Source organism: Streptosporangium sp. H13245 (assembly GCF_055690525.1).
The window spans coordinates 20,620-46,217 of record NZ_JBSZKT010000015.1 but is presented as its reverse complement, the minus strand read 5'-3'; the positions used below and the strand labels follow the sequence as shown (position 1 = coordinate 46,217).

Annotated in this window: 21 protein-coding genes; 8 read left to right on the top strand and 13 right to left on the bottom strand. The window is 71.6% G+C overall.

The genetic code is table 11. The features are described 5' to 3' along the window. The first annotated feature begins 1 nt into the window (after nt 1). Nucleotides 2-757 carry a crotonase/enoyl-CoA hydratase family protein gene (locus tag ACW9TB_RS22195; protein WP_472749956.1) on the top strand — a complete coding sequence of 252 codons (756 nt, stop codon included), beginning with the start codon at nt 2-4 and terminating at the stop codon, nt 755-757. A gap of 244 nt (nt 758-1,001) precedes the next feature. Here ACW9TB_RS22195 and ACW9TB_RS22190 read toward each other — a convergent pair whose 3' ends face one another. The 11 genes from ACW9TB_RS22190 to ACW9TB_RS22140 form a co-directional block, all read right to left on the bottom strand. Continuing rightward, nucleotides 1,002-1,496 carry a beta-class carbonic anhydrase gene (locus ACW9TB_RS22190; RefSeq protein ID WP_472749955.1) on the bottom strand — a complete coding sequence of 165 codons (495 nt, stop codon included), beginning with the start codon at nt 1,494-1,496 and terminating at the stop codon, nt 1,002-1,004. A gap of 84 nt (nt 1,497-1,580) precedes the next feature. Further along, on the bottom strand, nt 1,581-2,129 hold the full coding sequence (locus ACW9TB_RS22185; protein WP_472749954.1) for a CGNR zinc finger domain-containing protein: 549 nt from the start codon (nt 2,127-2,129) through the stop codon (nt 1,581-1,583). A 215-nt stretch (nt 2,130-2,344) separates the two neighbouring features. Continuing rightward, nucleotides 2,345-2,752: a Fur family transcriptional regulator gene (locus ACW9TB_RS22180; RefSeq protein ID WP_472749953.1), complete on the bottom strand. Its 408-nt coding sequence runs from the start codon at nt 2,750-2,752 to the stop codon at nt 2,345-2,347. Further along, on the bottom strand, nt 2,749-3,582 hold the full coding sequence (locus ACW9TB_RS22175; RefSeq protein ID WP_472749952.1) for a metal ABC transporter permease: 834 nt from the start codon (nt 3,580-3,582) through the stop codon (nt 2,749-2,751). Before ACW9TB_RS22175 ends, ACW9TB_RS22180 begins: the two co-directional genes overlap by 4 nt. Beyond that, entirely contained in the window at nt 3,579-4,331 is a 753-nt protein-coding gene (locus tag ACW9TB_RS22170; RefSeq protein ID WP_472750052.1) for a metal ABC transporter ATP-binding protein, read from the bottom strand. Before ACW9TB_RS22170 ends, ACW9TB_RS22175 begins: the two co-directional genes overlap by 4 nt. A 36-nt stretch (nt 4,332-4,367) precedes the next feature. Then, on the bottom strand, nt 4,368-5,348 hold the full coding sequence (locus tag ACW9TB_RS22165; protein WP_472749951.1) for a metal ABC transporter substrate-binding protein: 981 nt from the start codon (nt 5,346-5,348) through the stop codon (nt 4,368-4,370). 735 nt (nt 5,349-6,083) lie between these two features. After that, the gene (gene fdhD, locus ACW9TB_RS22160) at nt 6,084-6,917 is read right to left on the bottom strand and encodes a formate dehydrogenase accessory sulfurtransferase FdhD (RefSeq protein ID WP_472749950.1); all 834 of its coding nucleotides are present in this window, start codon (nt 6,915-6,917) and stop codon (nt 6,084-6,086) included. Continuing rightward, nucleotides 6,910-7,833 (bottom strand): 2Fe-2S iron-sulfur cluster-binding protein, encoded by a 924-nt coding sequence (locus tag ACW9TB_RS22155; protein WP_472749949.1) that lies wholly within the window; start codon nt 7,831-7,833, stop codon nt 6,910-6,912. The genes fdhD and ACW9TB_RS22155 overlap by 8 nt, the downstream gene beginning before the upstream one ends. Continuing rightward, entirely contained in the window at nt 7,830-9,749 is a 1,920-nt protein-coding gene (locus ACW9TB_RS22150; protein ID WP_472749948.1) for an NAD(P)H-dependent oxidoreductase subunit E, read from the bottom strand. The genes ACW9TB_RS22155 and ACW9TB_RS22150 overlap by 4 nt, the downstream gene beginning before the upstream one ends. 7 nt (nt 9,750-9,756) lie before the next feature. Next, complete coding sequence (locus ACW9TB_RS22145) at nt 9,757-11,691, bottom strand: molybdopterin oxidoreductase family protein (protein ID WP_472749947.1); 1,935 nt, start codon at nt 11,689-11,691, stop codon at nt 9,757-9,759. Nucleotides 11,692-11,737: 46 nt separating this feature from the next. Continuing rightward, nucleotides 11,738-12,727 (bottom strand): 2-dehydropantoate 2-reductase, encoded by a 990-nt coding sequence (locus ACW9TB_RS22140; protein ID WP_472749946.1) that lies wholly within the window; start codon nt 12,725-12,727, stop codon nt 11,738-11,740. A 72-nt stretch (nt 12,728-12,799) separates the two neighbouring features. Between ACW9TB_RS22140 and ACW9TB_RS22135 the strand changes: the two genes are divergently transcribed. The 7 genes from ACW9TB_RS22135 (at nt 12,800) to ACW9TB_RS22105 (ending at nt 22,527) form a co-directional block, all read left to right on the top strand. Continuing rightward, a complete protein-coding gene (locus ACW9TB_RS22135) occupies nt 12,800-14,203 on the top strand; it encodes a molybdopterin-binding protein (protein WP_472749945.1) in 1,404 nt (467 codons plus the stop codon). A 78-nt stretch (nt 14,204-14,281) separates the two neighbouring features. Further along, entirely contained in the window at nt 14,282-15,973 is a 1,692-nt protein-coding gene (locus ACW9TB_RS22130) for a thiamine pyrophosphate-binding protein (protein WP_472749944.1), read from the top strand. 10 nt (nt 15,974-15,983) lie between these two features. Next, entirely contained in the window at nt 15,984-17,207 is a 1,224-nt protein-coding gene (frc, locus tag ACW9TB_RS22125) for a formyl-CoA transferase (protein WP_472749943.1), read from the top strand. Further along, a complete protein-coding gene (locus tag ACW9TB_RS22120; RefSeq protein ID WP_472749942.1) occupies nt 17,207-19,342 on the top strand; it encodes an acetate--CoA ligase family protein in 2,136 nt (711 codons plus the stop codon). Before frc ends, ACW9TB_RS22120 begins: the two co-directional genes overlap by 1 nt. 170 nt (nt 19,343-19,512) lie before the next feature. Beyond that, nucleotides 19,513-20,919 carry an Nramp family divalent metal transporter gene (locus tag ACW9TB_RS22115; RefSeq protein WP_472749941.1) on the top strand — a complete coding sequence of 469 codons (1,407 nt, stop codon included), beginning with the start codon at nt 19,513-19,515 and terminating at the stop codon, nt 20,917-20,919. Nucleotides 20,920-20,929: 10 nt separating this feature from the next. Continuing rightward, a complete protein-coding gene (locus tag ACW9TB_RS22110) occupies nt 20,930-21,445 on the top strand; it encodes a hypothetical protein (RefSeq protein WP_472749940.1) in 516 nt (171 codons plus the stop codon). Further along, the gene (locus ACW9TB_RS22105) at nt 21,442-22,527 is read left to right on the top strand and encodes a TerC family protein (protein ID WP_472749939.1); all 1,086 of its coding nucleotides are present in this window, start codon (nt 21,442-21,444) and stop codon (nt 22,525-22,527) included. The genes ACW9TB_RS22110 and ACW9TB_RS22105 overlap by 4 nt, the downstream gene beginning before the upstream one ends. Nucleotides 22,528-23,331: 804 nt before the next feature. On the opposite strand, the gene ACW9TB_RS22100 is transcribed toward ACW9TB_RS22105, so the two are convergent. Both ACW9TB_RS22100 and ACW9TB_RS22095 read right to left on the bottom strand, forming a co-directional pair. Beyond that, nucleotides 23,332-24,081, bottom strand: a complete 750-nt coding sequence (locus ACW9TB_RS22100) for a GntR family transcriptional regulator (protein WP_472749938.1) — start codon at nt 24,079-24,081, stop codon at nt 23,332-23,334. Nucleotides 24,082-24,208: 127 nt separating this feature from the next. Then, nucleotides 24,209-25,504, bottom strand: coding sequence for an MFS transporter (locus ACW9TB_RS22095; protein ID WP_472749937.1), 1,296 nt, complete (start codon nt 25,502-25,504; stop codon nt 24,209-24,211). Between the last annotated feature and the right edge of the window lie 94 nt (nt 25,505-25,598).

Sequence of the window (25,598 nt, the reverse complement as noted above, 5' to 3'; positions counted from 1 at the left end):
GATGACTGTCAGGATCGAACGCGACGGGCCCGTCACCACCGTCGTGCTCTCCAGGCCCGAGGTCCGCAACGCCGTCGACGGCCCCACGGCCCGGGCGCTCGCCGACGCCTTTCGCGACTTCGACGCCGACCCCGGCGCGGCGGTGGCCGTGCTGTGGGGCGAGGGGGGCACGTTCTGCGCGGGAGCCGATCTCAAGGCCGTCGCCGAGGGCCGCGCCAACCGGGTGGAGGCCGAGGGCGACGGGCCGATGGGGCCCACCCGGATGCGGCTCGGCAAGCCCGTGATCGCGGCCGTCGCCGGGCACGCGGTCGCCGGGGGCCTGGAGCTGGCCCTCTGGTGCGACCTGCGGGTGGCCGAGGAGGACGCGGTGTTCGGGGTCTTCTGCCGCCGCTGGGGCGTCCCGCTGATCGACGGGGGCACCGTCCGGCTGCCGAGGCTGGTCGGGACGGGCCGGGCGATGGACATGATCCTCACCGGCCGTCCGGTGGACGCCGTGGAGGCCCTCGGCATGGGGCTGGTCAACCGGGTGGTGCCGACCGGCACCGCGCGCGCCGCCGCCGAGAACCTGGCGGTCTCCATCGCGCGCTTCCCTCAGGAGTGCGTACGCGGCGACCGCATGTCGGTGCTGGAACAGGAGGGGCTGCCCGAGCGGGAGGCCATGGCGGGGGAGCTGCGCCACGGCCTGAACGTCCTGCCCGGTGCGGCGGCCGGCGCGTCCCGCTTCGCCGCGGGAGCCGGGCGCCACGGGGTCTTCTGAGCCGTGTGAGCGGTCGCTTCGGTGCTTTCCGAGCCGCGGGATCCGGTTGCCGTGGGTGTTTTCTGAGCTGCGGGTGTTTTCTGAGCTGCGGGTGTTTTCTGAGCTGCGGGTGTTTTCTGAGCTGCGGGTGTTTTCTGAGCTGCGAGAGCCGGGGTTTTCCGCGTCGCGGGAGCCCGGCGGTCATGGTGCTCCGGCCCCGCGAGGACCGGTGTCCCGGACCTCGCGGAGGACGGTGCCTCGGCCGTCAGGCCTTGACCTCGCGCAGGCGGCCGGTCTCCACCTCGTAGACGAAACCACGCACCGAGTCGGTGTGCGGGATGAAGGGGTCGTTCCTGATCCGGTTGAGGGACTGGAGGAGGTCCTCGTCGAGGTCGGTGAAGGTCTCGGCCGCCCAGTCGGGCTTGATCCCGACCTCGGCCTGGAGCTGCCGCTTGAAGTCGTCGTCGGTGAAGGTGAGCATGCCGCAGTCGGTGTGGTGGATGAGGATGATCTCCCTGGTGCCGAGCAGGCGCTGGCTGATGGCCAGGCTGCGGCGCTCGTCGGCGGTCACCACGCCGCCCGCGTTGCGGATGATGTGCGCGTCGCCCTCCGAGAGCCCGAGCAGGGCGTACGGGTTGAGGCGGGCGTCCATGCAAGCCAGCACGGCCAGTCCGCGCGCGGGCGGCAGGGGCAGGTGGCCCTTGTCGAAGGTCTCCGCGTAACGCTCGGCGTTGGCGAGCAGCTCGTCGGTGGCGCTCATGGGCTCTCCTCGGGGGTTGGCGACATCACGTCACAACCTACCCGAATTACCTACTCAGTCAATAGGTATTAACGGAGAGTGACGTCAGGCCCGGCGTCGTGCGCGGTAGGCGGCGACATGCATCCGGTTCCCGCAGGTGCGGCTGTCGCAGTAGACCCGCGAGCGGTTGCGTGACTCGTCCACGAAGACGTGGTCGCAGTCGGGCGCCGAGCAGGTGCGCAGGCGCTCCCACTCGCCCTCGACGAGCAGGTGGGCCAGGGCGACCCCGATGTCGGCCGCGAGGTGCTCGTGGAGTGAGGCGTCCGGCGCGAAGTAGTGGACGTGCAGCGGGTGGCCGTCGTGCTCCGCCAGGCGCGGGGTGATGCGGGTCCCGCTCAGCAGGGTGTTCAGCCGGATGACCGCGGTGGGCTGGTCCGGGGCGGTGAAGACCTTGTGGAAGGCCTCGCGCAGCGCGCGCACCTGGGCCAGGTCGGCGGCGTCCAGCTCGCCGATCCCGCTGACCTCCCAGCGCGCCACGAAGTCGCCGAGTTTCCGCAGGTCGGTCAGGGCGTCTTCGCCTCCGGTGGAAGGGGAGGTGTTGACCAGGTCGACCGCGGTGGCGAGTGAGTGCACCATGTCATGTCCGAATGGCATGTTGACTCCTGTATGAGCGATTACAACGTGGAGGCACGTACGGCGTCTCGCCGTGTCGGAAGCGTATCTCTCCCGTGGACCTTCGGCGCCCCCTCGCGTACGCCCGGCGCCGCGGCATGTTCCGTGCCGCGAGGCCTTCCGTACCACCGTGTCCTGGTGTGTCCGCTACGTCCTGAACCGGTCTTCCCGTACGCGCGTCTCGCCGGGGCGTCCGCTCAGGCGCGGCTCGGCGTGCGGAGCGGTTTGGCGGCGGTGGAGCAGGAGGCGCAGGTCCCGAAGACCTCCAGCGTGTGGGTGATCTCGGTGAAGCCGTGTTCGGAGCCGATGGCCTCGGCCCAGCGCTCCACCGCCGGCCCGGCCACCTCCACCGTACGGCCGCACGTGCGGCAGACCAGGTGGTGATGGTGGTCGCCGCTGGCGCACGCCCGGTAGACCGACTCACCGTCGTCGGTCCTCAGCACGTCGACGTGGCCGGTGTCGGCGAGCGCCTGGAGCGCCCGGTACACGGTGGTCAGTCCGATCTTGGCGCCTTCCGCGCGCATCTCCGCGTAGACGTCCTGCGCGCTGCGGAAACCCTCGCTCTGGCGGAGGATCGCGTGGACGGCGTCACGCCTGTTGCTCATGGGCTGGACTCCTGAGGTCGGCTTCGACGTACGAATCTACCGAGCCCGAGGGCGAGGACGAACCCCGCGAGAGCGACGATGACGATGATCGCGCCCGGCGGGACCTCGACGTAGAAGGAGGAGGTCAGGCCACCGACCGTGGAGATCATCCCAAACAGCATGGAAAGGAACATCGTGCTCACGAACCCCCGGGTGAGCTGCTGGCTGGTCGCCACCGGCACCACCATCAGCGCGCTCACCAGAAGCAATCCTACGACGCGCATGGCGATGACCACGGTCAGCGCGGCGGTCACGGCGATCAGCAGGCTGAGGAAGCGGACCGGCAGGCCGCTGGCCTTGGCGACCTCCTCGTCCTGGCACAGCACGTAGAGCTCCCGCCCGAAGACGGTCACCACGCCGAGCACCGCCACCGCCAGCAGGCCGATCACCCACACGTCCTGGACGGAGACGCTGCTGATCGAGCCGAACAGGTAGGACATCAGCGTGGCGTTGCTGCCACCGGGAGCCAGCGAGATGAGCAGCACGCCCCCGGCGATACCGCCGTAGAACAGCAGTGCGAGCGCCACGTCCCCGCTGGTCCTGCCGCGCGCGCGGACCAGCTCGATGGCCACGGCGCCCAGGATCGAGACCACCACGGCCGTCAGCACCGGGGCGGTCCCGGTCAGGAAGCCCAGGGCCACGCCGGTCAGCGCGACGTGCCCGATGCCGTCGCCCAGCAGGGCCAGGCGGCGCTGCACCATGAACGTCCCGATGGCGGGGGCGGCCAGGCCGACCAGGAGGGCGGCGATCAGCGCCCGCTGCATGAAGTCGAACCGCAGAAGCTCGATCACGACGCCGGCCTCCAGTCGAGCGGGCTCACGGGCTCCTCCTCGCCGTGCGGGTGCACGTGGTCGTGGCCGGGCAGCGCGTGCGTGCCGACCGCCCGGGGCGGCGGGCCGTCGTGGCACACGTACCCGTCCCTGAGGACCACCGCGCGGGTGATCAGGGGCTCCAGCGGGCCCAGCTCGTGCGCGACCAGCAGGACCGTCTTGCCCTGCTCGACGAGCGCGGACAGCGTCTCCGCGAGGAGCAGCTGGCTCTCGGAGTCGACACCGGCGGTGGGCTCGTCCATGACGAAGGTGTCGGGCTCCCCGGCGAGGGCGCGGGCGATCAGCACCCGCTGCTGCTGCCCGCCGGACAGCGCCTGCACCGGGTCGGAGGCGCGGTGGGCCAGGCCGACGGCCGCCAGGGCCCTGCCGGTCGCCTCGCGGTCGGCCGCGCCGGTCGGGCGCAGGCGCCGCTGCCGCGCGATCCTGCCGGAGGCGACGACCTCGCGGATCGTGGTCGGCACGCCCCCGCCCACCGAGAGCCGCTGGGGGACGTAGCCGATCCGCCACCATTCGCGGAACCGGGCGGGGGGCCTGTCGTACAGGAGGGTCTCGCCGCCGGACAGCGGGATGAGGCCGAGCAGGGCGCGGATGAGGGTGGACTTCCCCGACCCGTTCGCGCCGAGCACCGCCACCGCCTCACCGGGTTCGACGGACAGGTCGATGCCGCGAAGCACCGGACGGCGGTCCAGGTCGACCTGGCCGCCGTTCATGGTGAAAACCGTTTTGCTGGACGTCACGTGTGACCTTTACGAGCAGCTGAGCGCTGCCTGGAGTGTGGAGAGGTTCTGGCGCATGGCGGACAGGTAGTCGCCGTTCGACGGCCGGCTTTCCACCGGGTCGAGGACCGCGATCTTCGCACCGACCTCCTGGGCGAGAATCTCGGCGACCTTCGGGCTGACGAGGGTTTCGGTGAAAATCGTAGTTACTTTCTCCTGCTTGGCCACTTTTGCCACTTCGGCGAGGCGGGCGGGAGAGGGCTCGGCATCGGGGTCGAGACCGCTGATGCCGATCTGGTGCAGCTTGTAGCGGTCGGCGAGATAGCCGAACGCGGCGTGACTGGTGACGATCGCGTCCGAGGAACAGGTGGCCAGGCCCTTGGCCAGCTCCCGGTCCAGGGCGGTGAGGTCGGCGGCGGTGGCGGCGGCGCGGTCCCGGTAGCCCCGCGCGTGCGCGGGGTCGGCGGTGGCCAGCCTCTCGCCGAGCTTGGTGGCGACCGTCGCGAAGCGGGCCGGGTCGAGCCAGAGGTGGGGGTCGTAGCCGACCTCCTCGTGGTCGTGTCCCTCCTCGCCGTGGTGTTCCTCCTCGGCGACCGCGGGAAGGGGCGTGACCACGGTGGCCGCGTCGAAGGCCCGGTCGGCGGCGTGCTGCTCGACGGCCTCGTCCACCGCGGGCTGGACGCCCCTGATGTAGACGACGAGCCCCGTCTCCTCCAGCCCGCCCACCTGGATCGGGGACAGCTCCAGGTCGTGCGGCTCGACGCCGGGCTTGGTCAGGCCGGTGACGGCCGCGTCGGGGCCGCCCACCCGCTCGGCGAGCCACTGCAGGGGATACATGGCCGCGGTGACGCGGGTCTTCCCGTCCGCGGCGACGCTCGACGCCCCCCCGGGCGAGCCGCCGCTGGTCGAGCCGGTCTCGGTGCCGCAGGCGGTGGTGGCGGCGAGAAGGACGGCGGACGCAGCCAGGCTGGCATTACGTATGCGGATACGTCGGGAGGACTCGGACATCATGTCGACTAGTATGCGCGTAAATGAAAACGGTTGTCAAAATCGGGCCCCGCGCGAGGCCCGCCGGAGACGCCGCTCCACCCGCGGGATGCCACCGTACGACATCCGGGGCGGACGGCGTCCGGCCAGGTGGGGGACGGTGCCCGGTGCCACGCGGAGAGGGCGTGGCGCGTGCGGAGGCCGCTGCCGGACGGGAGGAGGTGGGCCCGGAGGGTGAGGGGAGGTCGTGGTGCGGGTGGAGGGCGCTGTCGGACGGCAGGAGCTCCGGTAGGTGCCCGGGGTGTGAGAGAGATCGTGACGCGCGGGCGAAGGTCACTGCCGGGAGGTAGGAGCTCCGGTACGGGAGAAGGTGCGTCCGGAGGGTGAGGGGAGGCCGCAGTGCGCGGGCGAAAGCCGCCGTTCGACGAGAGGGGAGGCCGTGACGCGTGAGGGTGGCTCGCCGTCCGGCGAGAGAAGGCGGGAACCGCCGTCCGGTACGCGCTGGAGGGCCCGCGCGCCGGGAACGGGGACCTCCAGGGCGCGGGCGTCAGAGAGCCCGGCCGGCGAAGGGGGCGAGTATCGCGGGCCGGGCTCCCGTTCGCCGGGGCCGGGGAGCCGCCGCTCTCCGGTCTCGGCGGTCGGTGGGGGGCGAACGCGGCGGGTCCCGTCCGGCGAGGAGAGTTCGGGCCGCACCTCCCGGCGTCCGGTGGACCGCGGCGCCTGAGGGTGTGGGCGCGGTCCGGGGGGTGCGGCCCGGGCTCAGCCGGGGACCAGGCCGACACGTCCTTCCCCGGTGTAGACGTTCATCGAGCTGCCCCTGACGAACCCGATGAGTGTCAGCCCCGTCTCGGCGGCCAGCTCCACGGCCAGCGAGGAGGGGGCCGAGACGGCGGCGAGGATCGGGACTCCGGCCATCACCGCCTTCTGGACCAGCTCGAAGGAGGCGCGTCCCGACACCATGAGCACGGTCGAGGCCAGCGGCAGGCGCCCGTCACGCAGGGCCCAGCCCACCAGCTTGTCCACCGCGTTGTGCCGGCCCACGTCCTCGCGCACACAGAGCGCGTCGCCGCCGAGCGTGAACAGGCCCGCGGCGTGCAGCCCGCCGGTCCGGTCGAACACCCGCTGGGCCGCGCGGAGCCGGTCGGGCAGCGCCGCGATCACCTCGGACGTCACCGGCGCGGGATCGCCGTCCACCCGCCACCTGGCGACCGTGCGGACCGCGTCGAGCGAGGCCTTGCCGCACACCCCGCACGACGAGGTGGTGTAGAAGTTGCGCTCCAGCGAGGTCGCCGGTGGGGAGGTGCCCGCGGCGAGCCTGACGTCGAGCACGTTGTAGGTGTTGGCGCCGTCGGCGGTGGCGCCCGCGCAGTAGCGGATCGCGGTGACCTCCTCGGCGGAGGTGACCACTCCCTCGCTCACCAGGAAGCCCGCCGCCAGGTCGAAGTCGTCGCCCGGCGTGCGCATGGTGATCGTGAGAGGCCGCCCGTCGAGCCGGATCTCCAGGGGCTCCTCGGCCGCCAGCACGTCGACCCGGTGGGCGGCCGCGGCCTCCCGCAGCCGCAGGACCCGGCGTTTGACGGTGACCCTACCCATCGGCCTGGGCCGTCCGCGTACCGGAGGCAGGGCCGGAGACGGGGATCGCGTCCTCCTGGGAGGCCACGTTCTGGACGTGCTGGAAGCCGAAGCGGCCCTTGATACAGAGGTTGCCGTGGGTGACCGGGTTGTCGTGCGGCGAGCTCACCTTGACGATCCGGTTGTCCTGCACGTGCAGGGTCAGGTTGCAGCCGACCCCGCAGTAACTGCAGATCGTCGTCGTCTCGGTCTGCCGGGACTCGTCCCAGCTGCCCGCGGCGCGCATGTCGAACTCGCTCTTGAACGACAGCGCCCCGGTGGGGCAGACCTCCACGCAGTTGCCGCAGTAAACGCAGGCCGAGTCGGTGAGCGGGGCGTCGTGCTCGGTCGAGATCATCGCGTCGAAGCCCCGCCCGGCGACCGAGATGGCGAAGCTGTTCTGCCACTGGTCGCCACAGGCGTCGACGCACTTGTAGCAGAGGATGCACTTGGAGTAGTCGCGCACGTAGAGGTCGTTGTCGACCTTCGCGGGCTGCGCGACCGTGGCGGCCTCCTCGCCGAAGCGGTCGGGCCGCGCGCCGTACTCCTCGATCCACTCGGCCGCGCGCGGCGTAGTGGACAGGTCGGCCGTCGAGGCGAGCAGCTCCAGGACGATCTTGCGGCTGTGCCGGGCGCGCTCGGTCGCGGTGCCGACGACCATGCCGGGCTCCGCCCTGCGCGAGCAGGCGGGGGCGAGCGTGCGGGCGCCCTCGACCTCGACCACGCAGACCCGGCAGGCGTTCTTCGGGGTGAGGGTGTCGCCGTAGCAGAGGGTCGGGATGTCCTTGCCCGCCGCCGAGCAGGCGTCCAGCACGGTCGATCCCTCCGGCACCCGGACCGGGTCGCCGTCGACGGTTATCTCGATCAGCCGCCGGGGCGGCCGCAGGGGAACACTCATGATGCCTCCGAGGGGGAGAAGACGCCCAGCCGGTCGATGGCCGACTCGACGGCGTTCCAGGCGGTCTGGCCGAGCCCGCAGATCGAGGCGTCGCGCATGGCCTGGCCGACCTCCCGCAGCAGCGCGATGTCACCGGCCGTGGGCCTGCGGCTCAGCCGGTGCAGGGCCTCCTCCTGCCGTACGGTGCCCACCCGGCAGGGCACGCACTGCCCGCACGACTCGTCGCGGAAGAACTCCGCGATGCGCAGGAGGATGTGGGCCAGGTCGACGCTGTCGTCGAGCACCAGGACCACGCCCGAGCCCAGGGTCGTGCCGGCCGCCCGGGTGCCCTCGAAGGTCAGCGGGACGTCGAGCTCGTCCGGGCGGACGAACCCACCGGCCGCGCCGCCCAGCAGCACCGCCCTGAGCCTCCCGGTCGCGCCCCCGGACAGCGCGAGCAGCTCGCGCAGGGTGGCGCCGAACGGCAGCTCGTAGACGCCCGGCCTGGCGACCGTGCCCGAGACGCAGAACAGCTTGGTGCCCGTCGAGCCCTCCGTGCCGGTCGCCGCGTAGGCGGCGGCCCCGCCTGCCAGGATGGGCAGCACGTTGACCAGGGTCTCGACGTTGTTGACCACGGTGGGCTTGCCGAACAGGCCCTTCTCCACGGGGAAGGGCGGCTTGCTGCGCGGCTCGCCGCGGAAGCCCTCGATCGAGTTGAAGATCGCGGTTTCCTCGCCGCAGATGTAGGCGCCCGCGCCGCGCCTGATCTCGATGTCGAAGGCGAAGCCCTGCCCCATGACGTCGGCCCCGAGCAGGCCGCGAGCGCGGGCGACGTCGATGGCGTGGGCCATCCGGCTGATCGCCCGGGGATACTCCCCGCGGATGTAGAGGTAGCCCTTGGGGCAGCCGGTGGCGTACGCGGCGATGGTCATCGCCTCCACCAGCGCGTACGGGTCGCCCTCCATGACCACGCGGTCCTTGAAGGTGCCCGGCTCGCTCTCGTCGGCGTTGCAGACCAGGTAGTGGGGATGGTCGAGCTGGCGGGCCGTGGCCTCCCACTTGCGCCCGGTGGGGAACGCCGCCCCGCCCCGCCCGACGAGACCGGATTCGAGCACCTCGCGGATGACACCGGCGGGACCGATCCTGACGGCCTCGCGCAGCGCGGCGTAGCCACCCGCGGCCCGGTAGTCGTCCAGGCTCGCGGGGTCGACGAGCCCCACCCGGCGCAGCAGCACGAGGGAGGGGGCGCCCGCCTGCGGGACGGCGTGCTCGGCGGGGGGCTCCTCGCGCTCGGCCAGGGCGGGGCCGCCGGTGGCGTCCATGCCGCTGAGACCGCCGAGCCTGCTGAGATCCCTCGCGCCGCCCGCGCCGCTCGTGTCTTTCACGCCACCGTTGCCGTTGGCGCCGCCGGTGGGGGCCGGTTCGGCCGGGCCGTACACGGTCGCGCCGGGGAACTCACCGGCCTGCAGGGCCAGTGCGGCGGGTGCCCGCTCGCACAGGCCGAGGCAGGGGCTCGGCTGCCAGGACATGCCGGGCGGGCCGAGCCGCTCCTCGGTGCTCCGCCGCACCGCGTCGGCGCCGCGCGCCTGGCAGGCCAGGTCGGTGCAGACGTGCAGCACCCGCGCCGGTCGCGGCTTCGTCGAGAACAGTGAGTAGAAGGTCGCCACCCCGTACGCCTCGGCGGGCGGCACGGTCAGGCGGCGGCAGATGTAGTCGAGCGCGCCCTCGCTGATCCAGCCGATCCTGTCGTTGACCGCGTGCAGCGCGGGGAGCAGGAGGTCGCGCCGCTCGCGGGCCTCGTGCCCGCCGACGGCGACCCGCAGGTCGCCGTCCGAGCGGGTGCCGCCCTCCCAGCCCGTCGCGGGGGCGCCGAGGAACGCGTCGACGGCGGCGCGCTCCTCGGCCGAAGGGTCGGCGTCGCCGAACCGGAGATCCACGCCCCCTTCACCCGGCCTTCGCGGGCACGAGCCTGTCGACGCGCACGGCGGCGGCCTTGAACTCGGCGGTGCCCGCGATCGGGCAGGTGGCCTCGATGGTGAGGGCGTTGGTGTCGACCTCGTCGGGGAAGTGCATCGTCATGAAGACCAGGCCGGGACGGAGGGCCGGGTCGATGTACACCGGTGCGACGACCGAGCCGCGCCGGGAGCTGATCCTGACCTCCTCGCCGGGACTCACCCCCAGCCGCACGGCGTCCTCGGGGGAGAGCTCGATGTTCTCGCCCCTGCGCAGCGGCGAGGCGAACCCTGACGACTGCACGCCGGTGTTGTAGGAGTCGAGACGGCGGCCGGTGGTGAGCCGCAGGGGGTATTCGTCGTCGAGCAGGTCGACCGGCGGGGAGTGCCTGAGCACCGCGAACGGCGCCGCCCTGCCCCGCCGGGCCGGGTCGCTCTCCCAGAGCCGCCCGTGCAGGAAGGGTGGTTCGAGGGAGTCCTCCGACGGGCAGGGCCACTGGATGCCCTGGAGTTTGTCGAGCCTGTCGTAGGTCATGCCGGTGTGGGCGGGGGAGAGGGCGCGGAGCTCGTTCCAGACCTCCTCGGAGCCGGTGTAGTTCCAGTCGTGACCCAGGCGGCGGGCCAGCTCGCAGAGGATCCAGATGTCGTCGCGGGCCTCGCCCGGCGCCTGGAGCGCCTTGCGGACCCGCTGCACCCGCCGCTCGCTGTTGGTGAAGGTGCCCTCGCTCTCGCACCAGGCCGCGCCCGCCGGGAGCACCACGTCGGCCATCTGGGCGGTCTTGGTCAGGAAGATGTCCTGCACGACCAGGTGGTCGAGCATGCTGAGCCGCTTGACGCAGCTCAGCGAGTCGGCCTCGGACTGCACCGGGTTCTCCCCGATGAGGTAGCAGGTGGTGACCTCGCCCTCGGCCATGCCCTCCAGCATCTCGGTGAGGTTGAGGCCGTAGCGCGGCTGGATGGGGGTGTCCCACGCCTGCTCGAACTTGGCGCGGATCTCCGGGTCGAGGATGTCCTGGAAGCCGGGCAGCCGGTTGGGGATGGCGCCCATGTCGCCGCCGCCCTGCACGTTGTTCTGGCCGCGCAGCGGTGACAGGCCGGAACCGTAGCGGCCGACGTGGCCGGTGAGCAGCGCCAGGTTGATGAGGGCGCGTACGTTGTCGGTGGCGTTGTGGTGCTCGGTGATGCCGAGCGTCCAGCACAGCTGGGCGCGGTCGGCCCTGGCGTAGGCGTGCGCGAGCTCCCGGATGGCGGCCGCGGGCACGCCGGTGACCTGCTCGGCCACCGGGAGCGTCCACGGCTCGACCGAGGCGGCGAACTCCGCGAAGCCCTCGGTGGCGCGCTCGATGAACGAGGTGTTGTGCAGCCCCGCGTGGATGATCTCCCTGGCCACCGCGTTCGCGAGCGGGATGTCGGTGCCCACGTTGAGGCCCATCCAGAGGTCGGCCCACTCGGCGGTGCCCGTGCGGCGGGGGTCGACCGCGAACATGCGGGCGCCCTTTCTTATCCCCTTGAGCACGTGGTGGAAGAAGATCGGGTGCGCGTTGCGGGCGGCCGAGCCCCACATCACGATCACGTCGGCGTCCTCCACCTCCTGGTAGGAGGAGGTGCCGCCGCCGCTGCCGAAGGCCGCGGACAGGCCCGCCACGCTCGGGGCGTGGCAGGTGCGGTTGCAGGAGTCGACGTTGTTGGTGCCGATCACGACCCGGGTGAACTTCTGGCCCACGTAGTTCATCTCGTTGGTGGAGCGGGCGCACGACAGCATCGCGAAGGCGTCGGGCCCGTGCTCCTCGACGTTGCGGCGGAAGCCCTCCGCCGCACATCGCAGCGCCTCGTCCCAGGTGGCGCGGCGCAGCACGCCGTTTTCCCGGACAAGGGGATGGGTGAGCCGGTCGTAGTGTTCGGCGCGGTCCCCGCGGTCCCTCTTCATGCCCCATCCTTTCGACAGTCCTGTATACAGTCTACGGTATGTCGGATCAACCGGCGGCGGCAAGATTTTCCCGGACCCGCTCGTCCAGGAGGTCGGCGACCGCGTGGATCGCCCGCAGCGTGGGCACCTCGGCCCCGGTCAGGTCGGCGAGCTCCACGACGGCGGCGAGGAGCACGTCGAGCTCCAGGGGCTTGCCCTTCTCCAGGTCCTGGAGCGTGGAGGTCTTGTGCTCGCCCGCCCGCTCGGCGCCCGCGATCCGGCGCTCGATCGAGATGTCCGGCTCGCAGCCCACCCGGCGGGCCACGTCGACGGTCTCGCGCATCATGGTGACGACGAGGTCGCGCGTCCCGCGGTGGCGGCAGATGCCCGCCATGGTCGCCCGGGTGAGCGCGCTGATCGGGTTGAAGGCGATGTTGCCCATGAGCTTGATCCAGATGTCGCGCCGCAGGTCGGCCTCGACGGGACACTTCAGCCCGCCCTGGATCATGGCGGCGCTGAAGTCGACGCAGCGTGAGGAGAGGGAACCGTCGGGTTCGCCGATGGAGAAGCGGGTGCCCTCCAGGTGGCGGATCACGCCGGGCGCCTCGATCTCCGTCGCCGCGTAGACGACGCATCCGATGGCGCGCTCCAGCGGCAGCGCGGAGGTGACCGCCCCGCCGGGGTCGACGCTCTCGATCACGTGGCCCTGGTAGGGGCCGGGCAGCCGGTGGAAATACCACCACGGGATGCCGTTCTGGGCCGCGATGAGGCCGGTGGTCTCGTGGAGCAGCGGCTGGATCATGGGCCCGGCCGCCGCGTAGGAGTTGGCCTTGAGACCGAGGAAGACGTGGTCCACCGGGCCGATCTCGCGGGGGTCGTCGGTGGTGTGGGGATGGGCGGTGAAGTCTCCGCGCGGGCTGAGCACGCGCACTCCCGATTTGCGCATCGCCGAGAGGTGCTCTCCACGGGCGATCAGATGCACCTCGGCGCCTGCCCTGCACAGGGCGGCGCCGACGTAGGCGCCGATGGCGCCGGCGCCAAGAACAGCGACTTTCACAAGAGGCTCCGTCCTCGCGTCCATAGTGCATTCGGTATACAGTATGGAAAAAATCCGGTCAAGGAGCCGCCGATGGCCGTCCCCAGATCCACCGTCCACGAAGCCCCGTCCCGCGATCCGGACACCGCGCCCGCGACGGGGCCGCCGCCCGCGGGGTCGTCGCACCACGACGCCCATGCGGGGGCGCTCCCCTGGGAGTCGGCCCGCCGGATCGCGGCGTCCGCCGCGGGGCCGCTCCTCCCGGTCGGCCTTCCCCTTCATCTGGCGTACGGCTGCCGCCTGGCCGAGCCGCTGCGCGCCCTCGTTCCGGTGCCCGGCGCCGACGTGGCCGCGATGGACGGCTACGCGGTCGCCGGTGATCCGCCCTGGCGGGTCGTCGGCCTCGTGCTCGCCGGGGGCGCGGCCTTCGGGGCCGCGCTCGCGCCCGGCACGGCCGTGGAGATCGCCACCGGCGCCCCGGTGCCCGAGGGCGCCGAGGCGGTGCTGCCCTACGAGGTGGCCGTACGGACCGGCGAACCACCACCGGGGGGCGGGGTGCCCGGCCGGTCCGCGCCACCTGGCCGGTTCGCGCCGCCGCTCGGCCGGTTCGCGCCGCCGGGCGGGGATCCCCGGCCCGCGGGTGAGCCGGTCCGCGCATGGGTGTCGGCCCCGCCGGGAGCGGCCGGGCCCGGCAGGCACATCCGCCGGCGCGGCGAGGACTGCCCGCTGGGGGCCGTCGTGCTCACGGCCGGTTCGGCCGTGACGCCCGCGGTGCTCGGCCTCGCGGCCGGGCTCGGGCACGACGTGCTCCGCGTGCGGCCCAAACCCCTGGTGTCCGTGCTGGTCACGGGCGACGAGGTGGTGACGGCGGGGCTGCCGGGCCCGGGGCGGGTGCGCGACGCGATCGGCCCCATGCTGCCGGGGCTCGTCGAGTGGGCGGGAGGGCGGTCCGAGGCGCCGCGGTGGCTGCCCGACGGGGCGCGGGCCCTGGCCGCCGCGCTCGCGGGGGCCGCGGACGGGCCACCGGGGCAGGTCATCGTGGTCTGCGGCGCCTCGTCGAAGGGGCCCGCCGACCACCTGAGGGCGGTGCTCTCCGGGCTCGGGGCGGAGATCCTCGTCGACGGCGTCGCGGTGCGCCCCGGCCATCCGCAGCTCCTCGCCAGGCTTCCCGACGGGCGCCTGGTGGCCGGGCTGCCGGGCAATCCCTACGCCGCGCTGGTCGCCGCGCTGACGCTGCTCGCCCCGGCCGTCCGGGCGCTCGCGGGCGGGCCGGAGGCCCCGCGCGAGCGGTCCGCGCTGACCGGTCACGTACGGCCCCACCACGCCGACACCCGCATGGTCGCGGTGCGGCGCGACGGGCGCGGCGCGGTGCCCGTCGGGCACGACCGGCCGGGATCGCTGTGGGGGGCCGCGCTCGCCGAAGCGCTCGCGGTCGTCCCGCCCGGGTGGAGGGGTGAGCCGGTCGAGCTCGTCCCACTGCCCGCACAAAGGGTCTAGACATCCTCGGACCCCGGGGGTAACCATTGCCCTCATACGGTATGCAGTATGGAGAACACAATCGAGAGGACCACCAGAATGACCCAGCCAGCGGACACGGCGCCGGAAACCATCTCCGGAGGCCACCTGGTGGCGAAGGCGCTCAAGGCGGAGGGGATCGACGTGATCTTCACGCTCTGCGGCGGCCACATCATCGACATCTACGACGGTTGCGTCGACGAGGGCATCGAGGTCATCGACGTCCGCCACGAGCAGGTGGCGGCGCACGCGGCCGACGGCTACGCCCGGATCACCGGCAAGCCGGGTTGCGCGGTCGTGACGGCGGGGCCGGGCACCACCGACGCGGTGACCGGCGTGGCCAACGCCTTCAGGGCGGAGAGCCCCATGCTGCTCATCGGGGGGCAGGGGGCTCTGAGCCAGCACAAGATGGGCTCACTGCAGGACCTGCCCCACGTCGACATGATGACCCCGATCACCAAGTTCGCGGCCACGGTCCCCTCGACCGAGCGGGTGGCCGACATCGTCTCGATGGCCTTCAGAGAGTGCTACCACGGTGCTCCCGGGCCGTCCTTCCTGGAGATCCCGCGCGACGTCCTCGACGCCAGCGTCCCGCTCTCCCAGGCCCGCATCCCCGAGGCCGGCCGCTACCGCGCCTCCGTACGCCAGGCCGGAGACCCCGAGGCCGTCGAGCGCCTCGCCGACCTGCTCGCCCACGCGGAGAAGCCCTGCGTCCTGCTGGGCAGCCAGGTCTGGACCACCCGGGGCACCGACGACGCGATCGACTTCGTCCGCGCGCTCAACGTCCCCGCCTACATGAACGGCTCGGCCCGCGGCACGCTGCCCCCCGGCGACCCGCACCACTTCCAGCTCTCCCGGCGCTACGCCTTCACCAACGCCGACCTGATCGTCATCGTCGGCACCCCGTTCGACTTCCGGATGGGTTACGGCAAGCGCCTGTCGCCCTCGGCGACGGTGGTCCAGATCGACCTCGACTACCGCACCGTCGGCAAGAACCGCGACATCGACCTGGGCATCGTCGGCGACGCCGGGCTGATCCTGGCCGCGGCCACCCAGGCCGCCTCCGGCCGCGTCGAGAACGGCGCGGCCCGGCGCAAGGAGTGGCTGGAGGAGCTGCGCGCGGTCGAGACCGCGGCCTACGAGAAGCGGCTGCCCCGCCAGCTCTCCGGCTCGCAGCCGATCGACCCCTACCGCCTGGTCCACGAGATCAACGAGTTCCTCACCGAGGACACCATCTACATCGGCGACGGCGGCGACATCGTCACCTTCTCCGGCCAGGTCGTCCAGCCCAAGTCGCCCGGCCACTGGATGGACCCCGGGCCGCTCGGCACCCTCGGCGTCGGCGTCGCCTTCGCCATGGCGGCCAAGTACGCCAAGCCCGACAAGGAGGTGCTCTGCCTCTTCGGCGACGGGGCCTTCAGCCTCACCGGCTGGGACTTCGAGACGATGGTCCGCTTCAACCTGCCGTTCATCGGCGTCATCGGCAACAACTCGTCGATGAACCAGATCCGCTACGGCCAGGCCGCCAAGTACGGCGAGAACCGCGGCCGGGTCGGCAACACCCTCGGCGACGTCAGATACGACGAGTTCGCCCGGATGCTGGGCGGCCACGGCGAGGAGGTCAGGGACCCCGCCGACATCAGGCCCGCGCTGGAGCGGGCCCGCGAGTCGGGCAAGCCCGCCCTGATCAACGTGTGGGTCGATCCGGACGTCTACGCGCCCGGAACCATGAACCAGACGATGTACAAGTGAGGGGGACCCCATGAAGGCACTGGAAGGTGTCCGCGTCCTCGACATGACCCACGTGCAGTCGGGTCCGTCATGTACGCAGCTCCTGGCCTGGCTCGGCGCCGACGTGATCAAGCTGGAGGCGCCCTCCGGCGACATCACCCGCAAGCAGCTGCGCGACGTTCCCGACGTCGACAGCCTCTACTTCACGATGCTCAACTGCAACAAGCGCAGCATCACCCTCAACATGAAGAGCGAGCGCGGCAAGCAGATCTTCACCGACCTGCTGCGCGACTCCGACATCCTGGTGGAGAACTTCGGGCCCGGCGCGGTCGACCGGATGGGGTTCTCCTGGGACCGGATCCAGGAGCTCAACCCGCGGCTGGTCTACGCCTCGATCAAGGGCTTCGGCCCGGGACGCTACGCCAAGTTCAAGGCGTACGAGGTGATCGCCCAGGCGATGGGCGGCTCGATGAGCACCACCGGCTTCGAGGACGGCCCGCCGCTGGCCACCGGTGCCCAGATCGGCGACTCGGGCACCGGCATCCACGCCGTCGCCGGCATCCTGGCCGCCCTCTACCAGCGCGAGCAGACCGGGCGCGGCCAGCGCGTCCAGGTGGCCATGCAGCACGCGGTGCTCAACCTGTGCCGGGTGAAGCTCCGCGACCAGCAGCGGCTCGGCCACGGGCCCCTGTCGGAATACCCCAACAAGACCTTCGGCGACGAGGTGCCGCGCTCGGGCAACGCCTCGGGCGGCGGCCAGCCCGGCTGGGCCGTGCGGTGCGCCCCCGGCGGTCCCAACGACTACATCTACGTCATCGTGCAGCCGGTCGGCTGGGCGCCGCTGGCCGCGATCATCGGCCGCCCCGAGCTGGCCAACGACCCCGAGTGGGCCACCCCCGAGGCGCGCCTTCCCAACCTCGACAAGATGTTCCAGCTCATCGAGGAGTGGAGCATCACCCGCGACAAGTGGGAGGTCCTCGACCGGCTCAACGCCGCCAACATCCCCTGCGGCCCGATCCTGTCCACCAAGGAGCTGCTGGAGGACGAGAGCCTGCGGCAGGAGGGCGCGCTGATCGAGGTCGACCACCCCCAGCGCGGCTCCTTCGTGACGGTCGGCAGCCCGCTGCACCTGTCCGACTCACCGGTGGACGTCACCGCACCGCCCCTGCTCGGCGAGCACAACACCGAGATCTACGCCGGCCTCGGCCTGTCCGTCGACGAGCTGGCCGACCTGAAGACGAACGGAGTCATCTGATGGCGCATGACCAGGCCGCCGTACGCGAGGTGCTGGACAAGGCCCGCGCCGAGGGCCGCACCGCGCTGACCGCCCCTGAGGGCAGGAAGCTCTGCCAGGCGTACGGCATCTCGACCCCCGGAGAGGGGGTGGCGACCTCGGCCGACGAGGCGGTGTCGCTCGCCGGGGAGATCGGCCTGCCCGTGGTGCTCAAGATCGTCTCCCCCGACATCCTGCACAAGACCGAGGCCGGCGGGGTGCTCGTCGGCCTGGCCGACCTCGACGCGGTGCGCGCGGGCTACGACCGGATCGTGGCCTCCGCCCGCTCGTACGACCCGGAGGCGTCGATCGACGGCGTCCAGGTCCAGGCCATGGTCGGCGCCGGGCACGAGGTGATCATCGGCGCGGTCACCGACCAGACCTTCGGCAAGGTCGTCGCCTTCGGGCTCGGCGGGGTGCTCGTCGAAGTCCTCAAGGACGTGACCTTCCGGCTGGCCCCCCTCTCGGGTGATGATGCACTCGGGATGCTGGACGACATCAGGGCGGCGGAGGTGCTGCGCGGTGTCCGTGGTGCCGACGCGGCCGACAGGGGGGCGCTGGCGAACATGATCGAGCGAGTCGGCGCCCTCGTCGGAGACTTCCCCGAGATCGCGGAGGTGGACCTGAACCCCGTCTTCGCCACCTCCGACGGCGCGACGGCCGCCGACGTGCGCGTCCTGCTCGACGCCGACCCCGTCGCCGCGCCCGCCCGCCTCTCGCGGGAGGAGATCCTCACCGGGATGAACCGGATCTTCAAGCCGCGCGCCGTCGCGGTGATCGGAGCCTCCGGCGAGACCGGCAAGATCGGCAACTCGGTGATGCGCAACCTGATCAACGGCGGCTACCGGGGCCACATCTACCCGATCAACCCGAAGGCCCCGGAGATCCTCGGGCTGCCCGCCTACCCGAGCATCGCCGACGTGCCGGGCGAGGTCGACGTGGCGGTCTTCGCCATCCCGGCCAAGTTCGTGGCCGCGGCGCTGGAGGACGCCGGGCGCAAGGGGGTGGCGGGAGCCATCATGATCCCGTCCGGGTTCGCCGAGACGGGCAACGTCGAGGGCCAGCAGGAGATCGTCGAGATCGCCCGCAAGCACGGCGTGCGCATGCTCGGCCCCAACATCTACGGCTACTACTACACGCCGGAAAACCTGTGCGCCACGTTCTGCACGCCGTACGACGTGAAGGGCGGGGTCGCGCTGACCTCGCAGAGCGGTGGCATCGGCATGGCCATCCTCGGCTTCAGCCGTACCACCGGGATGGGCGTCTCGGCGATCGTCGGGGTCGGCAACAAGGCCGACGTCGACGAGGACGACCTGCTCACCTTCTTCGAGCAGGACGACAACACCAACTGCGTGGCCATGCACCTGGAAGACCTCAAGGACGGGCGCGGGTTCGTCGAGGCCGCCCGGCGGATGGTCGCCAAGAAGCCGGTGATCGTGCTCAAGGCCGGGCGCACCGCGATGGGCGCGCGGGCCGCGGGCTCGCACACCGGGGCGCTGGCCGGCGACGACAAGGTCTACGACGACATCCTCCGCCAGGCGGGCGTCGTGCGGGCCCCGGGCCTCAACGACATGCTCGAGTACGCCAGGGCGCTGCCGCTGATGCCCACGCCCAAGGGCGAGAACGTCGTCATCATCACCGGGGCGGGCGGCTCGGGCGTGCTGCTCTCCGACGCCTGCGTCGACAACGGACTGACCCTCATGGAGATCCCGCCGGATCTCGACGAGGCCTTCCGCGCCTACATCCCGCCCTTCGGGGCGGCGGGCAACCCCGTCGACATCACCGGTGGCGAACCGCCCAGCACCTACGAGAACACCATCAGGCTGGGCCTGGCCGACCCCCGCGTGCACGCGCTGGTGATCGGCTACTGGCACACGATCGTCACCCCGCCGATGGTCTTCGCCGAGCTGGTGGCGCGGGTCGTGGCCGAGGAGCGCGCCAAGGGCAACGACAAGCCCGTGGTCGCCTCACTGGCCGGTGACACGGAGGTCGAGCAGGCCTGTGACCATCTCTTCGCGAACGGAGTGATCGCCTACCCGTACACCACGGAGAAGCCCGTGGCCGTGCTCGGCGCCAAGTACCGCTGGGCGAGGGCCGCGGGGCTGCTGCGCGGCTGAGCCGCGCTTCACAAGCGAGGGGGCGAATCGGGGCACTCGCAGGATCAACCAACCCCCCAGGAGGTCCGCAGGTGGACACATCGAGAACACCGGCTGCAGCGGAGCCCGGCGAAGCCGCCGCCGCATCCGGCCAGGAAGAAAAAGTATGGCGGGCGGGCGGGCTGGAGCCGATGCCCATACGCACCCTGCCCGACGCTCCCCCGTCGATCCACATCCTCGGGCCGACGGTGTTCCTCGTCGCGCTCGGCGTGGGCATGGGCGAGTCGTACATGTGGCCTCGGCTGGTCCTGCTCTTCGGGCCGGAGATCCGGTGGCTGTTCCTCATCGGCGTCACCCTCCAGGCCGTGGTCATGCTGGAGATGGCCCGCTACGCCATGGCGACGGGGGAGAGCATCTTCTTCGGCGCCGCCCGGGTCTTCAAGCCCCTGATGTGGTTCTTCTTCGTCGTCGCGATCCTCGTCTACATCTGGCCGGGTCATCTGTCCGCGGGGGCCGCCGCCTTCGAGCAGATCACCGGCATCCCATGGCTGATAACGGCCTGCGCGGGCCTGATACTCGTCGGCGTCGTCTTCAGCCTGGCGAAGGTGATCTACAACCTGCTGGAGAACGTGCTGTCGATCCTGATCGGCACGCTCGTCGTCGGGACCGCCGTGGTGGCGGCCATGGTCGGCACCTGGGGCGACGTGACGAGCACGATCAGCGGGATGTTCGCCTTCGGCTACCTGCCCCAGCAGGCGCTCTCCGAGGCCTGGTTCCCGGTCATCGTGGGCTCGATCGCCTTCGCCGGACCGTCCGGAATGCAGCAGATGTGGTACACCCTGCACCTGCGTGACTCCGGAGCCGGCATGGGTGCCCACATCCCGGCCGTCCGCGGTCTCCGGCACGCCGGTGAGGAAGAGGCCATGCCCTCGCGCGGCTTCATGTTCGACACCGACAACCCCGAGGAGATGCGCAAGTGGAAGGGGTGGCGGCGCTGGGTCACCTTCGACGCGCTCCTGCTCTTCTGGGGCATCACGATGCTGGTCACCGTCTCCTTCACGGTGATCGCGCAGGCGGCGGCGAGAAACACCCCCGGCGTCCGCGCCGTGATCGAGTCCGGGGAGCGGGAGGCGGCGCTGAACGCGATGGCCGACTCCTTCGCCTCGGCGGGCAGCTCGGTGCTGGGAGCCGTCTTCCTCGGCTTCATCGCGCTGATCGGGCTGAACGCCACCCTCGGCCTGTTCGACTCCTTCTCCCGGGGTCAGGCGGACATGAGCTTCCACTTCGTGCGCGGTGCGAAGAAGCTCGGCATGTCCCGCCTGTACGCCGCCTTCCTGTGGGGCGTCATCGCGTTCGGCATCCTGATCCTGCTGTTCGGCCCGGCCGACGGCCCGAGCGGGATCCTCGACACGCTGGCGTTCCTGTCCACGTTCGCCATGGGCGCCTACTGCGTGACGCTCCTGCTGGTGAACAACCGCATGTTGCCCAAACCGATCAGGCCGAAGATCTGGACCAACCTGATCATCGGCTTCGGGGCGGTCTTCTATCTGGGGATGCTGCTCTACAGCCTGTTCGCCTTCGGTGTGGTCGTGGGCTGAGACCGTGCCGATGCGACAAGCTGAACTCGCCCTTCCCGGGGCGCTGATCGGAGTCGTCGCCGGCGCCATGGCCGGGGGGCTGACCCTGCTCGCAGGGCAGCCCGCCGGCTGGGCCGCGATCTCCGCGGTGACGCTGGCCCTTCCCCTGGGCCTCCTCGGGACCGGATACTCCATCCTGCTCGGCCAGAACCTGTTCAGACCGGGGCTGTTCGCCCCCGCGGGTCTCTACTGGCTGGCCGGCTTCCCCCTGGCCCGGCTGTTCCAGGAGACGATCACGAGCCTGGCCGTCCTCGGTCACGTCAGCCTGCCCGGCGGGGTGGCGGGATTCCTGGCCTACCAGGCCATGGTGAGCCTCGGCTTCGCGATCGGCTTCCTCTGGTTGCACGAGAGGCTCATGCCCCACTGGTTGATGCGCCTGAGAGAGCGCAATCCGCGGGCGCGCGAACTCCTCGCCGCCTACGTTGAGCACGCTGAGGCGCTGTGGCTCGCCAAGGAACGCCGCCGCGCACGGAAAGGAGCGCGTTGAACATTCCCACCTGGGTGTGGCTGGTCACGATCGCCGGCTTCGGCCTCGTGCTGGCCATCGACTTCTACCTCGTGGCGCGCAACCCGCGAAAGCCCACGTTCCGTGAGTGCACGTTCTGGGTGATCTTCTACGTGTCGCTCGCCATCGCCTTCGGCATCGGGCTGCTGGTGGTCACGGGGCCGTCGCACGGCGGCGAGTTCTTCGCCGGTTGGATCACCGAGTACTCCCTCAGCGTCGACAACCTGTTCGTCTTCCTGCTGATCATGAGCCGCTTCTCGGTGCCGGACCGCTACCGGCAGAAGGTGCTCCTGATCGGCATCGTCCTGGCACTCGTCATGCGCGGCGCCTTCATCGCCGCCGGGGCGGAGGCCGTGACCCGCTTCGACTGGCTCTTCTACATCTTCGGCGCCTTCCTCATCTACACCGCGTGGAAGCTCATCGGCCACGAGGACGAGGAGGCGGAGTTCTCCGAGAACATCGCGCTGCGCACGGTCAGGCGGGTCGTCCCCACCACGGAGACCTACCACGGCTCGTCGCTCTCCGTGATGGTCAACGGCCGCCGTGCCGTCACCCCGATGCTGATCGTGATGGTGGCGATCGGGACCACGGACCTGCTGTTCGCCCTCGACTCCATCCCGGCCATCTTCGGGCTGACCAAGGAGCCCTACCTGGTGTTCACCGCCAACGCCTTCGCGCTGATGGGGCTGCGGCAGCTGTTCTTCCTGATCGGAGGGTTGCTCGACCGCCTCGTCTATCTCAGCAAGGGCCTGTCGATCGTCCTGGCCTTCATCGGCGTGAAGCTCATCTTCGAGGCGCTCCACCACGACGGCGTCTCCTGGGCCCCGGAGATTCCCATCCTCGTCTCCCTCGGGGTCATCGTCGGCACGCTCGCCGTCACCACCGTGGCCAGCCTCATCAAGTCGAAGAACGACCGCGGCCGTGCCCCGGCGGGCCAGAACGACTCCGCGGAGGATCCGGCGACCGGCCCCGCGGGCCCGGCGGCCGACCCCTCCGGCTCTCCCGGCGCCGTCGACCCCGACGGCCCCGCCGCGAAGCGGAGCGAGGCGCACGCGGACGGCTGAGGCGCGGCCGGCCGTCGCGAGCGGGTGGTCTCCCCGGTGGGGACCTCCCGCTCGCTCATTTGGGAACGTCGATCCCGTCGGTCCGCTGCTCGGTCGCCCAGCGGTGCAGATGGCGCTCGGCGTTCTCCGCCGAACCGTACTTTCGCATGGCCGTCGCGAGGCCGAGACCCATCATCCGGCCGTCGGCGGAATAGCCCGCCGGTCGGGAGGTAAGAAAGCGGAACCTGTTGAGAAACGCTCTCATCGATCATCACCACCAATTTCTTTCGCTCAGTATCTGCCCTGGGTGTTTCACTCAAACGGGCCAACCGTGAATTCTGTGTCAACTGGCCCGTGAGCTGCTCGGACCAGGCGGGAACGGCCCCCGAAGGGCCGGATCCCGTGCGGGATGGCCGTGCTTTTCTGTGTTTTCCCGTGCGTTTCCAGGCCGGGCGGTACGGATTAACCGATGCCGGTCCGCGCGGGTCGGCGGGTGCCGATTCGTTGGATCAGGGGTGTCGGTCCACGCGTGATGAGCCGCTGCCGGTGCACGAGGGTCCGTCCGCGCCTTCCCGGACGTGCCTTCCGAGCGGGACTTCCCGGGCTGGGACGCGCGGGACCGTCCCGTACCGGATCGGACCGGCACGGGCGGGTCTCCAAGGGGTCAGCCCGTACCGGATCGGACCGGCACGGCATGGGACGGCTCGCTCCGGACCGGACCGGCGCGAGCGGGGGAGGGGATCGGAATCGGCTCGCGCCGGACGGGGAGAGATGGCTCGTGCCGACTGGGGAGAGGCGGGGAGGCGGAGCCGGGGGAACGGAGGGTCAGCTCGCGCTGAGCGAGCGCGGGCGGCGGCGGCGGGCGACGGGCGCGGGCTCCTCCGGCTCGGCGGGCTCGGAGGCCCGCTGCTCCAGGTAGGAGGAACGGGTGTGCTCGGTGTGGTCGCGCATGATCTCCGCGGCCCTGGCCTCGTCGCGCGCCTCGATGGCGTTGATCAGCTGGTCGTGCTCCTCCCAGGAGGCACGGCCACGCTGGCGGGCCACCGGTGTGTGGTACCAGCGCACCCGGCGGGAGACCTGGGAGGCCAGCTCCGCCAGAACCGCGTTGCCGGACAGCTCGGTGACCAGCGCGTGCAGCTCGGAGTTGGCCGCCACGGAGGCGTCGATGTCGTCCGCCTCCAGGGCCCGGAGCCCGCGCGCGCACACCTCGCGCAGCCGGGCCACGCCTGCGGCGTCCGAGTTGAGCGCGGCCAGCCGCGCCGACTCGGTCTCCAGCAGGGCGCGTACGGCGAGCAGCTGGTCGGCCTCCTGCACGGTCGGCGCGTGGACGAACGCCCCGTGGCCGGGGCGGAGGTCGACCCAGCCCTCGCCGCTGAGCATCTGCAGCGCCTCGCGGACCGGCTGGCGCGACACGCCGAGCAGCTCGGCGAGCTCGCTCTCCGCGAGGTGCTGGCCGGGGCTGAGGCTCCCGTTCACGATGAGCTCCAGGATCGCCTCGAAAACGCTTTCCCGGAGGGTGGTCGGGCGCGGGATCTTGGGCGCCGCTCCCGTGTTCGCCAGTTCCGACCGCACCATGTTTCTTCAGCTCCAGGATGAGAAAAATCGGCGGCCCCTCGTCTGGCCAGCCCGTTGTCTGTTGTCGACTGCCTACAGTATACAGTTTCGTACGGAGTGTCCGTCGTGAGCCTGATCACATCATCGCTCACCCGGGAAGCGTGACCGGATGACCCGGCTGCCGCAGCGTCGCGCTGAGGGCCGCGGCGGCCAGCACCAGGCCCGCGGCGAGGAAGAACGCCGCGGCGTGCCCGGACGAGGTCAGGGCCAGGGCGGCGAGGCCGACCCCGACGAGCCCGGCGACCGCCTTCGCACTGTAGACCACGCCGTGGATCGAGGCGGTGTGTCTCTCGCCGAAGTATTCGCGGACCAGACTGGCGATGAGCGGGTAGAACGCGCCGCCGCCCAGGCCCGCGGGCACCGTCGCCAGCAGGATCATGACGGCCGACCCGGTCACCGCTCCCCAGGCCAGCAGCAGCTGCCCGAGGCAGAGCAGGGCCAGCACGGCGCTGAGCGCGCGCCCCCGCCCGGTCACCTCGGCGGCGAGCATCGCGCAGGCGCGTCCCGCGCCGTTGAGCACCAGGAGCAGGGCCACCGCCGTCCAGGGGAAGAAGCCGCCGAAGGTCGCCAGCGCGACCACGTCGAAGATGGAGACCGCCCCCGCGCAGACCAGGATCGACACCAGGGTGGGGAGCGAGCCCGTGCGGAGCGCCTGGCCCAGGGAGAACTGGCGTACGGCCCGGGGCTCCCTGCGCAGCGCGACCCGGTCGTCGGCCCAGGCGCGCGGGTCGATGTGGGCGGGCCACCAATGCGGCGGCGGCAGGCGGACGAAGGCCGCCGCCAGGCCCACCGCGGCCAGCGCGACGGCCGCCGCCACGGTGAACAGCGGCTGGAGCGCGCCCCCGTCCAGGACGGTCACCACCGCGAGCGGGGCCGTGCCGTAGGCGAAGGCGCCGGTGGTGAAGCCCACCCGCGCGGCCGGGCGCTCGGGGTACCAGCGGGCGACGGCCTCGGTGCACGAGCCGTACACCAGCCCGGCGCCCACGCCGCCGAGCAGGGCGTAACCCGCGACGACCGTGGGGAGGTCGCGGGCGAAGGCCACCGTGAGCAGCGCGGCGGCGCTGAGCGGCGCTCCGGCCCACAGCGCGACGCGGATCCCGAGCGCGCCGCGCCGCAGCAGCAGGACGGTGGGCAGGGCCACGGCGGCCTGGCAGGCGATCCAGACGGCCAGCGGCGCCAGGGCCGAGGCGAGCGGCCAGCCGCGCGCCTGCGCCAGGGCGGGTGCCGCCGCCGCGTAGCCGTACTGCATGGCGCCGATGGAGGCCATGGCGGCCCAGGGGAGCCAGAACATCCATGACCGGGAACGGTTGATCAGATCCTGCGGGGTGTCGCCGACGAGGTAATCGCGCCCCCGCCAGTCTCGTACGAGCTGCGTCTTCTCCATACCGTATGGAATATCCGTCGCCGGACTCCCTGTCGAGGTCTGGACGGGTAGATTTCCATACGGTATACCGTCTACAAGAACCATATCCAGGGAG